General features: G+C 72.5%; 9 protein-coding genes and 1 tRNA gene. 5 read left to right on the forward strand and 5 right to left on the reverse strand.

Features of this window, described 5'->3' with window-relative positions:
- Positions 1-18 precede the first annotated feature (18 nt).
- Positions 19-1,437 carry a zinc-dependent metalloprotease gene (locus HMPREF2863_RS02885; RefSeq protein ID WP_067189075.1) on the reverse strand — a complete coding sequence of 473 codons (1,419 nt, stop codon included), beginning with the start codon at positions 1,435-1,437 and terminating at the stop codon, positions 19-21.
- Between the two features lie 271 nt (positions 1,438-1,708).
- Between HMPREF2863_RS02885 and HMPREF2863_RS02890 the strand changes: the two genes are divergently transcribed.
- The 3 genes from HMPREF2863_RS02890 (at position 1,709) to HMPREF2863_RS02900 (ending at position 6,545) form a co-directional block, all read left to right on the forward strand.
- Positions 1,709-2,890 carry a YlbL family protein gene (locus HMPREF2863_RS02890; protein ID WP_245232078.1) on the forward strand — a complete coding sequence of 394 codons (1,182 nt, stop codon included), beginning with the start codon at positions 1,709-1,711 and terminating at the stop codon, positions 2,888-2,890.
- Positions 2,891-3,316: 426 nt separating this feature from the next.
- Positions 3,317-6,229, forward strand: a complete 2,913-nt coding sequence (locus HMPREF2863_RS02895) for a UPF0182 family membrane protein (RefSeq protein ID WP_067189100.1) — start codon at positions 3,317-3,319, stop codon at positions 6,227-6,229.
- Between the two features lie 242 nt (positions 6,230-6,471).
- Positions 6,472-6,545 (forward strand) — tRNA-Met (locus HMPREF2863_RS02900).
- Positions 6,546-6,713: 168 nt separating this feature from the next.
- Here HMPREF2863_RS02900 and HMPREF2863_RS02905 read toward each other — a convergent pair.
- On the reverse strand, positions 6,714-7,529 hold the full coding sequence (locus HMPREF2863_RS02905; protein ID WP_067189077.1) for a PspA/IM30 family protein: 816 nt from the start codon (positions 7,527-7,529) through the stop codon (positions 6,714-6,716).
- A gap of 169 nt (positions 7,530-7,698) precedes the next feature.
- Positions 7,699-9,870, reverse strand: coding sequence for a TPM domain-containing protein (locus HMPREF2863_RS02910; RefSeq protein ID WP_070637738.1), 2,172 nt, complete (start codon positions 9,868-9,870; stop codon positions 7,699-7,701).
- A gap of 332 nt (positions 9,871-10,202) precedes the next feature.
- Between HMPREF2863_RS02910 and HMPREF2863_RS02915 the strand changes: the two genes are divergently transcribed.
- Positions 10,203-11,555 carry a S1C family serine protease gene (locus tag HMPREF2863_RS02915; protein ID WP_070637740.1) on the forward strand — a complete coding sequence of 451 codons (1,353 nt, stop codon included), beginning with the start codon at positions 10,203-10,205 and terminating at the stop codon, positions 11,553-11,555.
- A 75-nt stretch (positions 11,556-11,630) separates the two neighbouring features.
- The gene (locus HMPREF2863_RS02920; RefSeq protein ID WP_070637742.1) at positions 11,631-12,404 is read left to right on the forward strand and encodes a PIG-L deacetylase family protein; all 774 of its coding nucleotides are present in this window, start codon (positions 11,631-11,633) and stop codon (positions 12,402-12,404) included.
- A 37-nt stretch (positions 12,405-12,441) separates the two neighbouring features.
- On the opposite strand, the gene HMPREF2863_RS02925 is transcribed toward HMPREF2863_RS02920, so the two are convergent.
- Positions 12,442-13,893: an anti-sigma factor domain-containing protein gene (locus HMPREF2863_RS02925; protein WP_070637744.1), complete on the reverse strand. Its 1,452-nt coding sequence runs from the start codon at positions 13,891-13,893 to the stop codon at positions 12,442-12,444.
- A 7-nt stretch (positions 13,894-13,900) separates the two neighbouring features.
- Positions 13,901-14,362, reverse strand: coding sequence for a tRNA (cytidine(34)-2'-O)-methyltransferase (locus tag HMPREF2863_RS02930; protein ID WP_070637820.1), 462 nt, complete (start codon positions 14,360-14,362; stop codon positions 13,901-13,903).
- Positions 14,363-14,512: the final 150 nt, after the last annotated feature.

Raw genomic sequence — 14,512 nt, forward strand, 5'->3', positions numbered from 1 at the left:
GCGGTCAGCAGGAGGGGATCACTTCTCCTTCGGGGCGTCCCCGAACCCGCCGTCCAGCAGGCGGCGCAGCTCGTCGTCGAGGGAGTCGGTGGTCCTGTCCTGCTCCTCGCGGCGGCCGGCGTAGCCGGTCGGATCGTCCAGGTCCTCGGCGGTGGGCTGGCGCTCCGGATGGCGCCAGACCTCCTCCCGGTACTGCTTGCCGTGGGTCTTGGTGATCTCCGCCCACAAATCGGAGGCGGCATGCAGGCGGCGCGGGCGCAGCTCAAGACCCACGAGCGCGGCGAACGCGTGCTCGGCCGGGCCGCCGGAGGCGCGGCGGCGGTTCATGGTCTCGCGCAGCGCCGCGGCGTGGTCCAGGGGAGCGGCGGCCTCGGCGACCACCACGTCCACCCACCCCTCCACCAGGGCCAGCAGCAGCTCCAGCTGCTCGAGGGCGGCGCGCTGGGTGGCGTCCGGCTCGGCGATGAAGGAACGGCCGTCGAACACCTGCTGCATGGACTCCGGGTCCATCGGGTCCACGTTCGCCGCGGCGGACTCGATGCCCTCGGTGTCCAGGCGGATTCCGGCGGCGTACTGCTCGATCGCCGCGAACAGGTCCCGCTCCAGCCACGGGGAGTGGAGGAACAGGCGCATCCGGGCCACCTCGCGCAGTGCCAGGTAGATGCGCAGCTGGTCGTCCGGGACGGACAGCCCGTCCCCGAACTCCTCGATGTTCACCGGCAGCATGGACAGGGTGTGGCCGGCCAGGGGGAAGCCGATGTCGGTGCCGGAGAGCACGTCCTTGCCGATCTCGCCCACGGCCGTGCCCAGCTGCAGGCCGAACATGGTGCCGCCCATGTTCTGCAGCATCGGCTTCAGGCCCTCCAGGCCGCCGAGCATGCCTGCCATCTCCTCGGGCATCTGCCGGGAGAGCTGCTGCTCGATCGCCGCGGACATCGCCCGGGACAGCGAGGTGGCGACCGGCTCTGTCATGCGGCGCCAGCTGTCCATGGTCGCCTCGACCCATTCGGCACGGGAGACGGCCTTGCCGATCAGGCCGGACTGCTCGGTGTCGGTCGCGCCGTCGAGCCACAGTTCGGCCAGGCGCAGCGCCTCGTCGACCTCGCGGCGGGCGAACGAGCCCACGGACGGGTCGGTGCCGGCCACGGCCTGGCGGGCCGCGTTCTTGGCCAGGTCCCAGTTCACGGGACCGGACTGGCCGGACGCGGCCGGGTTCATCATCGCCTGGAACTGGGCCATCATCTGCTGCATCATCGCCGGGTCCATCTGCGACGGGTCGAAGCCGGGCATGGCGCCGCCGCCGGGGCCGCCCATCTGCTCCATGGCGCGGCGGATCTCCTCCGGGTCCGGGCCCTGACCGCCGAAGAGGCGCCCGAGCATCTCCTCCAGGGGGTCGCGCTCGTCGCCGGATCCGGGGTTCTTCGGGTCGTTGGTCATGTCCTTCAGCGTAGTGGCGTCGGCCGTGCCCTGTCTGTGCCGGGGCCCGTCCGCGGGCCGGTGTTCGCCACCAGGTGACGGCCGCGGGCCGCCCGCGGGACGCGGTGTCCGGCCTCTGCCGGGCGCCCGGGCGACCTGGGAGGACATGACCGAGGGCCGTCGTCGGGGAACGGGTAGACTGGCGGGGCCGTTCCGTGTCCGTCGCACGCCGACGGCGCACGGACCCGCCCCGCCGAGCCCGCCTCGGCCGAGCTACAGGAAGCGGTGCCGCGTGCCCCAGAAGACACCCTCTCCGGAGCCGCGCCCGGACGCGCCCCGGGGACCTGCATCTGCGGCCCGACCCCGCCACGCCTCGCCGCCCGCCGGAACCACGACGACGGCCGCCCGCCGCCGCAGGCCGCCTCGCCTGGCCGGCTGGATCGCCGCGGCCAGCGCGACGGTCGCCGTGGCCGCGCCGACCCCCTACATCGTGGAGAGCCCCGGCCCCGCCATCGACGTCCTCGGCACCTATGAGGGGCACGAGGTCCTCACCGTCACCGGCGAGGAGGACACGGCCCAGGTGGACGACCACGGCGCCTCCGAGGGCCGCCTCGACATGACCACCGTGCTCGTGGGCGGGCCGCCGACCGGAACCACCACCGCCTCGGACCTGCTCGGAGCCCTGCTGGACCCGGGCGCAGACGTGGTCCCGCGGGAGCTCGTCTACCCGACCGGCACCACCTCCGAGGAGGTCAGCGCCGGCAACACGGCCGCCATGGCCTCGTCCCAGGAGATCGCCACCGCGGCCGCCCTCACCGAGCTCGGCGTGGACTACCGCACCCAGCTGACCGTGCAGGAGTTCACCGAGGGCAGCGCCTCGGAGGGGGCGCTGCAGGTGGCAGACGTGATCCTGGAGGCCGACGGCGAGCAGGTCTCGGACGTGTCTGCGCTCAAGAACGTCCTCAACGCCTCGGGCGGAGACCCGGTGCCCATGACCGTGCGCCGCGACGGCGAACAGATGCGGATCGACGTCCCCGTGTCCGCGGCCCCCACCGACGGGCCGGACCGCTGGCTCATGGGCGCGTACCTGCAGCAGACGTTCGAGTTCCCCGTGCAGGTCGACATCGCGCTCGAGGACATCGGCGGCCCCTCCGCCGGGCTGATGTTCGCCCTGTCCATCGTGGACCGGCTCTCGCCGGGCGACCTCACCGGCGGGCGGCACATCGCCGGCACGGGGACCATCACCCCGGACGGCGTCGTCGGGGCGATCGGCGGCATCCCGCAGAAGGTCCGTGGTGCCCGGGAGGCCGGGGCCGAGGTGTTCCTCGCCCCCATGGAGAACTGCGCAGATCTGGACGGTCGGGTCCCGGAGGGGCTGACCGTGTACGCCGTGGACACCCTGTCCACGGCCCGGGACACGGTGGACGCCGTGGCCCACGGGCGCACCCCCGAGGGGGTGCGCACCTGCGGCTGACATCGGCCGCACCACGACCCGGACGGTGGGGGAGCGCAGCACGATGCCGTGCCGCGCAGCCCCGCACCGGCACCACGGAGTCCCCGTCGGACGGACGGGGCGCCGAGACCATCAGCACGAGTCCCGCAGGCGGCGGGACGGGAAGCACCACAGAGGAGACGAGTGAGCTTCGGACAGTCAGGAAGCGGGCCCTTCGGAGGCCCGCCGCATCAGGGAGGATCCGGCGGATCGCCGGGGAAGGGGAACGACGGACCGTTCGGCGCCTTCGGGCCCTTCAACCCGTTCGGCGGCCGCGGCGACGACGGTGACGGCGCCGGCGGCCGCGGAGGAGCGGGCCGCGGCCCCTTCGGCGGAGGCGACGGGGGCGAGGGCGGCGGTGCCCGGAAGGGTGGGCAGTCCCGTCGACCGGGTCGTCCGAGCGCCCTGGTGCTCACCCTGATCTCCGTGGTCGTGCTGGTGGGGCTCTTCGTGCTCTTCACCGGCGTCTACACCGAGATCCTCTGGTTCAACCAGATCGGCTTCGCGGATGTGTTCTGGACGGAGATCTGGACCCGTGTGGCCCTGTTCGCGGTCGCCGCGGTCGTCATGGCCGCGGCCGTGTGGCTGTCCGTGCGCCTGGCCTGGAAGGGCCGCCCGCAGAAGGCGCCCTCGGCCGGCCGCGACTCGCTGAGCCAGTACCAGCGGCAGCTCGAGCCGATGCGCCGCCTGGTGTTCGTCGCCGTTCCCGTGGTGGTCGGCCTGTTCGCCGGCTCCGCCGCCATGAACGGCTGGCAGACGGTCCTGCTGTTCCTGAACCAGGAGCCCTACGGCAAGCAGGATCCGCAGTTCGGCATGGACATCAGCTTCTACCTGGCCACCCTGCCGTTCCTCGGCATGCTGGTCAGCTTCCTGATCTCCGTGACCCTGGTGGCCGGCATCGCCGGCCTGCTGGTCCACTACCTCTACGGCTCGATCCGCGTGGAGGAGCGCGGCGGCGTGACCGTGGAGAAGCCCGCCCGCATCCATGTGGGCGTCTTCGCCGCGCTGTTCCTGCTCCTGCAGGGTGTGAACTACTGGCTCGCCCGCTACCGCACCCTGCAGTCGCAGGACGGCGGCTGGGCCGGCGCCCTGTACACGGACGTGCACGCCGTGATCCCGACCTCCGCGATCCTCGCGGTGACCGCGGTGATCGTGGCCGCCCTGTTCGTGGTGACCATCCTCAACGGCCGCTGGCGCGTCGCCCTGGTGGGCACCGCGGTCCTGGTGATCACCTCGCTCGTGGTGGGCGCCGGCTACCCGTTCCTGGTGCAGCAGTACCAGGTGCAGCCGTCCGAGCGCTCCCTCGAGGCCGAGTACATCAAGCGCAACATCGAGATGACCCGCGAGGCCTATGGCCTGCATGACGTCGAGACCACGAACTACGAGGGCGCCACCGACGCCGAGGCCGGCGCGCTGGCGGGCGAGTCCGCGAACACCGCGAACATCCGCCTGATGGATCCGAACCTGCTCTCGCAGACCTACGGCCAGCTCCAGCAGTTCCGCCCGTACTACACCTTCCCCGACACGCTGCACGTGGACCGCTACGAGATCGAGGGGGAGACCCGCGACACCGTGGTGTCCGTCCGCGACGTCAACGTCAGCGAGGACCAGTCCTGGGTGAACAGCCACATCGTCTACACCCACGGCTACGGCATGGTGGCCGCGGACGCCTCCGAGGTGGCCGCCCAGGGCCGGCCGAAGTTCCTGCTCTCCGGCATCCCCACCACCGGCGCGCTGGCGGACGAGAAGGACTACGAGCCGCGCATCTACTTCGGCACCAACTCGCCGGAGTACTCCGTGGTGGGCGCTCCCGAGGGCGCGGCGCCGAAGGAGCGCGACCGCCCGCAGACCGCCGACTCCGGCGAGGACACCGCCTACACCTTCTCCGGCGACGGCGGCCCGTCCGTGGGCAACCTGTTCAACCAGCTCGCCTACGCCGTGAAGTTCGGCTCCACCGAGCTCGTGCTGTCCTCCGATGTGAACGAGGAATCGCAGATCCTGTACGACCGTGACCCGGTGGAGCGCGTCCAGAAGGTCGCCCCGTTCCTCACCGTGGACTCGAACGCCTACCCGGCGATCGTGGACGGGCGCATCCAGTGGATCGTGGACGCCTACACCACCTCGGACGCGTTCCCGTACTCGACCGCACAGGCGCTGGGCGAGGCCACCACCGACGCCCTGAACCGCAACGAGCAGTTCAACCTCTCCGGCCAGGTGAACTACATCCGCAACTCCGTGAAGGCAACGGTGGACGCCTACGACGGCACCGTGAAGCTCTACGCGTGGGACACCGAGGACCCGCTGCTGAAGGCCTGGCAGAACGTGTACCCGGACATCATGCACCCGTACTCCGAGATGAGCGCGGAGCTGATGGACCACGTCCGCTACCCGGAGGACATGTTCAAGGTGCAGCGTGAGCTGCTCGGCCGATACCACGTGACCGATGCGGACGACTTCTACGAGAACAACGACGCCTGGTCGGTCCCCTCGGACCCGACCCAGGACGACGACAACGTGAAGCAGCCGCCGTACTACATGACCATGCAGATGCCGGGCCAGGACGAGGCCGCGTTCTCGCTGACCTCGACCTTCATCCCGCAGATCACGCAGGGCGCGCAGCAGCGCAACGTGCTGTACGGCTTCCTCTCCGCCGACGGCGACGCCGGCACCGGCGAGGACGGCCAGAAGCGCGACTCCTACGGCACGCTCCGCCTGCTCGAGCTGCCGCGCCAGACCACGGTCCCCGGACCGGGCCAGGCGCAGGCGAACTTCGACTCGAACGACAGCGTGTCCCAGGAGCTGAACCTGCTCCGCCAGGGCGCCTCGGACGTGATCAACGGCAACATGATCACCCTCCCGGTGGCCGGCGGCATCCTCTATGTGCAGCCGGTGTACGTGCGGTCCTCGGGCCCCACCTCGTACCCGACCCTGCGCAAGGTGCTCGTCTCCTTCGGCGACCAAGTCGGCTTCGCGGACACCCTGGAGGGGGCCCTGAACCAGGTCTTCGACGGCGACTCGGGTGCGGTGACGCCGGAGGAGCAGCAGGAGTTCGACAAGGGTGAGACCGGCGGCGGAGAGGCCGGTGACGGCGGCTCCGACGAGGGCGGCTCCGACGAGGGTGAGACCGGCGGCGACACCCCGGCCCCGGCCGGCTCCGACCTGGAGAAGGCCCTCAAGGAGGCGCAGGACGCCATCGAGCGCGGCGAGGAGGCGCTGGCCGAGGGCGACTGGGCCGAGTACGGCAAGCAGCAGGACCGCCTGAACAAGGCCCTCGAGGCGGCGATCGCCGCCGAGGAGGAGGCCAAGAAGGCGCAGGACTGACGCCTGCGGCGCCCTTCCCGACGACGGCCCCGGCCCTCCGTCTCCCGCCTCACGCGGGGACGGGGCCGGGGCCGTCCGGCGTCCGGGGACGCGCTCGAGGTCGGGGGCCCGTGCGACGGATACACGGGACCGCGGCGGGCGCGGCGGGGTGCCCGCCGCTCCGATGTGGGCAGTGTCACGCCCAGATCGGGCACCCTCGATTTGGTGCTCCCGGCGGAGGTGTGTAAAGTAGAACAAGTCGCCGCGGGGTGGAGCAGTTCGGTAGCTCGCCGGGCTCATAACCCGGAGGTCGCAGGTTCAAATCCTGCCCCCGCAACGAGAAAGGCCCCCAGGACTTCGGTCCTGGGGGCCTTGTGCATGCCGGTGGCGGCGCACCGCGGCATGCAGGGGAGACGGTGCACGTGCGGCGGCCCCCGGACCGGGGAGTCCGGGGGCCGTCGGGCTGTCCGGGGGAGCGGCCGTCGTCGGGCCCCTCCGGTGCGGATCAGTTCTGGGTGCCGGTGCCGGTCTCGGTCTGCTCGGCCGAGTAGTCCATGGAGAGCTCGGCGTCCTCGGAGTCGGCGCCGGAGGTCAGCTCGGACGGCTGGGAGCCGCCGGCCTTGAGGGCCGCCAGGCGGGCCTCGACCTCGGTCTGCTCGCCCAGGTCCTCGAGGGACTCGAACTGGGAGTCCAGGGAGGAGGCGGCGAGCTCCTGCTGGCCGCGCACGCGGGCCTCCTCGCGGCGGACCTTCTCCTCGAAGCGGGAGACCTCGGAGGTCGGGTCCAGCAGGTCGATGGACTTCACAGCGTCGGCCACGGCGGACTGGGCCTTGGCGGACTTCGCGCGGGCGGTGAGCTCGTCGCGCTTGGACACCAGCTGCTGGCGCTTGACCTTCATCTGGTCCAGGCCGGTCTTGAGACGCTCCACGATCTCGCGCTGCGAGGTGATGGTCGGCTCGGCGGCCTTCGCCTGGCGCTCGGCATCCATCTGGCGCTCGATGGCGACCTTGGCGAGGTTGTCGAACTTGGCGGCGTTCGCCTCGTCACCGGAGGAGCGGAACTGGTCGGCCTTCTGGGAGGCGGCGAGAGCCTTCTGGCCCCAGCTGCGGGCGGCGTCCTGGTCCTCGCGGTAGTCGTCCTCGATCATCCGGAGGTTGCCGATGGTCTGGGCCACGGCGGACTCGGCCTCCGCGATGTTGTTGGTGTAGTCCCGGACCATCTGGTCCAGCATCTTCTGCGGGTCCTCGGCCTTGTCCAGCATGGCGTTGATGTTGGCCTTCGCCAGGGTGGAGATGCGGCCGAAGATGGACTGCTTGACCATGGGCGTTTCCCTTCTGTGGTGCCGGCGCCGTGAGCTGCCGACTCGGTGTTCATCGTGTACAGGCCCCCTCAGGGCCGGGTCCGAGGCCCCTCACGGGGCGTCGGTCCGGTCCGTGGGACCGGTGGACTGCATGCGGCGCGTGCCGCAGGGACGGCGTGTGCCGGCCGGATCAGAAACTGCCTCCTGAGAGGTCGCCGAATCCGCCGAAGTCGCCTCCGGACAGGCCGCCGCCGCCGAGTCCGCCGAATCCTCCGCCGCCCCAGTCGGAGCCGCCGGAGGAGCCACCGGAGTTCAGGATCGAGTTGATCAGGATGCCTCCCAGCATGGCACCGCCCAGGCCGGAGCCGAAGGACGAGCCGCCGCGGCGGTAGCGGTCGGCGCCGCCGAAGCCCTGGCCGAATCCCGCACCGCCGTACTGCATGCCGAACGAGGTCACGTCACGGCGGGCCAGCTCGGAGGCGCGCTCGGCCAGGTCGGAGGCGTGGTGCGCGGCGTCGAGCGCCTCGGCCGGATCCGAGGTGCGCATGCCGCGGGCGGCGTCGAGCGTCCGGGCGGCCTCAGAGAGCTTGGACCGGGCCTCGGGGCCGACGGCGCCGCGGCGGGCCGAGATGAAGTCTGCGGTGCCGTCGATCTGGCCCTGGGCGTGGGTGATCGCCGAGGGCAGCATGCGCGAGGCCTGCATGGCGTGCTCGCGGGCGTCGCGGACACCGGCCAGCGGTGCGTGGAGCTGACGGTGCGCCGCCTCGAGGCGGTGGATCAGGTCCACGGGGTCCGGGCGGCCGGCGTCCATCTGCGTGCGCACGTCCTGCAGGACGGCCTTGAGTCCGCCGGTCGGTCCGGCGAGCTCGGGACTGCGGCCGGAGTCCACCACGGCCTGGGCCTCTGCCACATCCTGGCGGCACTGGGCCACGCCCTGGCGCAGGTGCTCCATGGTCTCGGCGAGCGTGCCCTCGGCGCGGCGGACGGCCTCGGTGAGGGTGCGCACCTGGTCGAGCGCCTCCTCGGCGGCGCGCACGGCCAGGGCCGCGGTGGGGCGGTCCCCGGCGTCCCAGGACGTCCGGGCCTTCTCCTCTGCGGTCCGCACGAAGTCCAGGCGCTCACGGGCCTGCTCCGCGTTGTCCCCCACCTCGGCGAGGGCGGAGTCCGCGTAGGAGGAGTGCAGGCGCACGAGGGTCTGCTCCGCCTCGGCCACCTTCTCCTCCGCTGCGGGCACGGCGGAGCCGAGCTCCCCCAGGGCGTCCGGGACGCGGTTCTCCAGGTCGCGGAGCTGCTCGAACTCCTTCTGATGGGCGGCGAGGGCGGCGCCGACCTCGTCGCAGCGTCCGATGATCTCCTTGAGCCAGCGGCGCTGGTCCTCCTCGGTGTCCGGGATGTCGTCCTCCATCTGCTGCTGCAGCTGGAAGGAGGCGCGCATGTGCTCCTTCGCCGTGGCGATGTCCTCCTTGAAGGTGGCGATCGCGTCCGCGCCGTACGCCGCCTCCGCGAAGCCCACCTCCTGTTCTGAGGAGCGGATCGCGTCGTCCGCGGCGACGAGCTTCGAGCCGGCCTTCGCGTGCAGCTCCTCGAGGGGCATCTCGTCCAACGGGTCCTTCGGCGCCGCCGGGGCGGAGGCGACCTGTCCCCGTTCCGGGGTCCGGGAATGGTCCTTCCGTGACCGCTTCCACACGAGGTAGCCGCCGGCGCCCAGGCCCGCGGCCACCAGGCCACCGGTGAGCGCTCCGGCCGCGCCGGAGCCGGAGTCGGAGCCGGTCGTCGCGCCCCCGCCCTCGCCCTGGGGCAGGGCGCCGTCCGGGGTGTACTCCTGGCCGCTCTCTCCGCGGCCGTCCAGGGTGCCGTCCGCGGCGTCGTCCACGCCCTGCACTGCGGCGACGGCGGGGGCGAGCCAGTCCGGGGTGTCCCCGGTGGTGTTCTTCTGCAGCGACGGGGTCACGTAGGTGCGGGTGATGTCGTCCTGCATGGCGTTCAGCTGCGATCCGTCCGCGGCATCGAGCGCGTAGCGGCGGGTCTCCACGGCGATCGCCAGCACCGTGTCGTTGGTGCTCAGGCTGTTGGTGTCCGCGAAGTCCTGTATGAAGGCCCTGTCCCCGTTCGGGAACTGGTCCACGTAGACCACGTAGAGGCTCTCGCCGGTGTCCTGCCGCAGCTGTGCGACCTCGGACTCGAGACGGGACTCCTCGGAGGAGGAGAGCACGTCCGCCTGGTCCACCACGAAGGTCCCGGGCGGGACGTCCATGGCCGCATGCGCCCCGGTCGCGGCCGCCGCGGCGAGCGCTCCGACGCCGCCGACCAGGACCGCACGGGCGAGCACGGGGACGGGACGGCGGAGAGGTGGTCGCTGCACGGAACGCTCCTGACGGTCGGGGAGCCGCGGCCATGCCCGGGTTTCCCGGGGTCCGACGCGCGGCGTCGGCTTGGTGGCAGTCTAGGCAGGGCGGAAACCCCCGGTGAAGGGATCGGACGCATACTCCGCCCACAGCTGACGCGGGCGTGTCGCGGGCACAGCGATGTCTCCGCGAAGCCGCGGCTGACCTCCAGGCTGATTCCAGGAGATGTCCAGAGAACCGCTCCATCATGGACTCCATCGACCCCACGCCGACCCGGCGAACACCACCAGCACGGACGGCGGCGCCCCGCGGCTCGAGCCCCGAGGCGACGCACGAGAGGACCAGGACCATGTCGTACCCCCAGCAGCCGGCGCCGACCGACGTCAACGGCCAGACCCCGCCTTCCGCGGGCAGCGGCGAACGCAGCCCGAAGCGCGTCGGCACCGGACTGCTGGCGGCCTGTGTGCTCGCCGCCGGACTCGTCGGCGGCGGCGTGGGGGCCGGTGCCGTCGCCCTCGCGAACGGCGGCGCGCCGGCCGCGTCGTCCGCGCAGGACGGCGGGGACGGGGACGGGGACCGGGGCACCGAGACCGGCGACGGCGCCGCCCAGGACCCGCAGGATGCTCAGGGGTCCGGTGAGAGCGGTGCGGCGGACCGCAGCGCCGAGGCCGGCACGGTGAGCAAGGCGGCCGAGAAGGCCTCCCCTTCCGTCGTGACGATCTCCACCATCGCGAGCTCCGGCAGCGGCTCCGGCTCCGGCGTCGTGCTGGACGAGGAGGGCCACATCCTGACCAACAACCACGTGGTCACCATGGGCGGCACGACCTCCGACGCGGAGCTGACCGTCCAGACGTCGGACGGCTCGGTCTACGCGGCGAAGGTCGTCGGCACCGACCCGAAGTCCGACCTCGCCGTCATCAAGGTGGACGCCGAGGACCTCACCCCGATCGGCATCGGCACGTCCGAGGACGTGCAGGTCGGCGACCAGGTGGTCGCCATCGGCGCCCCGCTCGGCCTGGCCGGGACGGTCACGGACGGCATCGTCTCCACGCTGAACCGCACCATCTCGGTGGCCTCCTCGGAGGTCCCGGACAACACCTCCGAGGGATCCCCGTACGAGTTCCAGTTCCCGCAGCAGGGCGGCGGTCAGCGGACCCAGGGGTCCGTGTTCCTCAATGTCATGCAGACGGACGCCGCCATCAACCCGGGCAACTCGGGCGGCGCGCTCGTGGACGCCAACGGCGACCTGGTCGGCATCAACGTGGCCATCGCCTCGGCCGGTGGCCAGGGGCAGAGCGGTGAGTCCGGCAACATCGGCGTCGGCTTCGCCATCCCGGTGGACTACGCCCACCGCATCGCCCAGGAGCTCATCGAGGAAGGCGAAGTGGACCACGCGTTCCTGGGCGTCTCCGTGACCCCCGCGGAGGCGGACGTCCAGGGCGGCAGCGCCAGGACCCGCACCCAGTTCAGCGCCGGGGCCGAGGTCCGTGAGGTCGTCTCCGGCTCTCCGGCGGACGAGGCCGGGCTGAAGCAGGGGGACGTCGTCACCGAGGTGGACGGCCATCCGGTCAAGGACAGCGAGTCTCTCACCGCCACCGTGCGCCAGTTCGCGCCCGGCGACTCGGCCGAGGTGACCGTGCGCCGCGACGGCAAGGAGCAGGCCTTCGAGGTCACCTTCGCCGCCGGCGACCAGCAGGGCTGATCCGGCCGGCGTCGGGACGCACCCGGCCGACGCCCACCGCGGCGTCCCACGGGGCGGCGGGGGAGAATGGGAGCCATGCAGACTCTCCTGACCCCCGCCGACCTCGCCGCGCGCCACGGCTGGCGTACCGCGCTCGCCGTCGGCGCCCATCCCGACGACCTCGACTTCGGCGCCGCCGCGACCCTCGCAGGGCTGACCGCCGCCGGCGTGCGCGTGGTGCAGTGCATCGTCACCGACGGCGATGCCGGAGGCTTCGACTCCGAGGGGCCGGAGGCCATGACCGCCCGCCGGCATGCGGAGCAGCGTGCCGCGGCCGCCGTTCTGGGCATCGATCAGGTCCGCTTCCTCGGTGAGCGGGACGGCTTCCTCGAGCCGAACCATCGGGTGCAGAAGGCCCTTGTCCGTGTGATGCGGCAGGTGCGTCCGGACGTCGTGCTCAGCCTGCACCCCGAACGGGACTGGGAGCGGATGCAGCGCTCCCACCCGGACCACCTGGCCTGTGGCGAGGCCGTCGTCCGGGCCGCCTACCCGGCCGTCGAGAATCCGTACGCCTTCCCGGAGCTGCTCCGGGACGAGGGGCTGGAGGCCTTCCGCATCCGCCATCTGCTCCTCTACGCCGCGCCGCGCGCCCGGGTGGACACCGCCGTGGACGTCACCGGGCTGGAGGAGGCCAAGATCCGTGCGCTCGACGCCCACCTGTCCCAGCACCCCGACGTGGAGGGCATGCGCTCGTTCGTGCGCCGTCAGATGCGGGACGAGTTCGCGCTGGCCGGCGGCCGGGGCGACGGCTCGGCCGAGTCCTTCCACCTCGTCGAGGTCAACGGCGCGGACACGATCGCCGGCTTCTGACCCCTTCTGAACCGCCGTCCGCCCCGCGGCGGCTGCCTCAGCCGTCCATCGTCCACTTGCCGCCGTAACGGGGGCCGTCGTTGCCCGGGCGGAGGAGCACGGAGGAGTGCACATCGTCCGAGGGCTGCTCGGCGCCGGCTTCCGGCTCCACGGTCATGCCCACGGCCCCGTGGGCGTCGATGCCGTGGAAGGTCACCGGCTCGGTGAGGTCCTCTGCGGAGAACACGCCCAGCGACTGGGCCCGCTGGGACTCGTCCTTCGGGAGCAGCCACAGCTGGTAGGCCTGGCCCTGCGGCAGCGGACGCAGGCCCTCCAGCCGGACGTAGCCGGCGTCGATGTCGCGCGAGGTGGCCACCTGCATGGTGCCGCCGTCACGGGTGTCCACCGGCGTGGACGTGTAGACGTCGTCGGCGCGGTCGACCTTCTCCGGCAGCGTCGGGCCGGTCAGCAGGACGAGGGCGGTGACCAGGGCCGCGACCACCAGCAGCGCCGCGATGCCGACGACCGCGACCATGCGGCGGCGGCCCGTGGCCTCCTCCTCGGGGGAGTGCCGCACATCGTCGTGGTCCACGAGCGCCACGCCGATGTCCTGGGCGGGCAGACGGCGCAGGATGCGGTCCAGCAGCTCGGACGGCGGCTCCTCCTGGACGGAGCGGAACGCCCAGGTGACGGCGTTGCGGGCGGCGCGCAGGCGGGTACGCCACAGCGTGCCCTCGCTCGGGCCGCGGGCGGCGACGGATCCCTCGACGAGCGTGCGCTCGTCCGCGTCGAGGGCGTCGAGCGCGGCGACGTCGGCCAGCTCGAGACCTCGTCCGGCCTCCACGTCTGCGCGGACGGTGTCCATGAGCCCGGCGGCGCGGGGCGGGGTGGTGCTGAGGGGCCCCGTGAGGGTGCCGCGCTCCTGCTCGGCGTCCCGGTGGGCGGCCACGAGGGCCTGGACGCCGTCCCGCACGAGCTCCTTGGCACGGGCGGCGGGGACGCCCATCTCCTCGGCGAGGCGGCGGCAGGTGCGGCCCCCGAGCCAGGCCAGGGACACGGCGCGGTACTGCTCATCGGTGAGCGAGGCGCAGCTGAGGGGACGCTCGGCCGTGACGTCCTCGCTCTTGCCGGCGTTCTCCGGCAGCAGTCCGTGGCCCCGCTCCGGCAGGGAGTCGGTGCGGGCCAGGGTGGTGACCACGCGGTGGGCCAGGACCTCCAGCCAGGTGAAGACGGTGCGCTCCTGACGGCGGACGTCGTCGTCCTCGGTCACGTCCAGGTCGGTGTCCGGGGCCTCGTCCCACGCGGTGAGGTAGACGAGGGCGGTGGCCTCGGCGGCGTCGGCCTCCGAAGCCAGCACGGACCGGGAGAGGGCATGGACCCACGACACCGTGGTGTCGTAGAAGGCGGCGAAGGCCGCGCGGTCGCCTTCGCAGCTCAGGCGGAGCAGCACGTCGAGCGACGGCAGGGCGTCGTCGTGGGGTCCGTTCTCAGCAGTGCAGGTCGCGTCCATGGTCTTGTCAGTCTAGGCGGGCGGACCCGGCGAAGCCGTGCTGACGCCACGCCTCGAAGGTCACGATTGAGGCGGCATTCGCGAGGTTGAGCGACCGGCGGGCCGGCTGCATCGGCAGACGCACCGTCTGCGCGATGCGCGGGTGGGCGAGGGCCTCGTCCGGCAGCCCGGTGGACTCGCGGCCGAAGAGCAGCACGTCTCCGGGGCGGTAGGCGACCTCGTCATAGCGTGCGTCGCCGCGGGCGGTGAAGGCGAAGACGCGGGCCTCCGGCAGGGCGTCCAGGGCGGCGTCGAGGTCGGGATGGGTCTGCACCACCGCGAGGTCGTGGTAGTCCAGGCCGGCGCGGCGCAGGTGCGCGTCCGCGAAGGTGAAGCCGAGCGGCTCCACCAGGTGCAGGCTCGTGCCGGTGATCGCGGCCAGGCGGATGGCGTTGCCCGTGTTCCCGGGTATCTCCGGGGCGTGGAACATCAGATGGAAGCCGGGCGTGCCGGGGGCGGGGGCGCGCTCGGCGGCCAGGTGAGGGTTCTCGGTGCGGCGAGGCGGGACGGTGGCGGACACGCCCTTCATGGTAGGCCGGTCCGCCGTCCCCGGCGTGCGGGTTTCCCGACGACGGCCGTT

Source organism: Micrococcus sp. HMSC067E09 (assembly GCF_001812555.1).
GTDB classification, from domain to species: Bacteria; Actinomycetota; Actinomycetes; order Actinomycetales; family Micrococcaceae; genus Micrococcus; species Micrococcus lylae.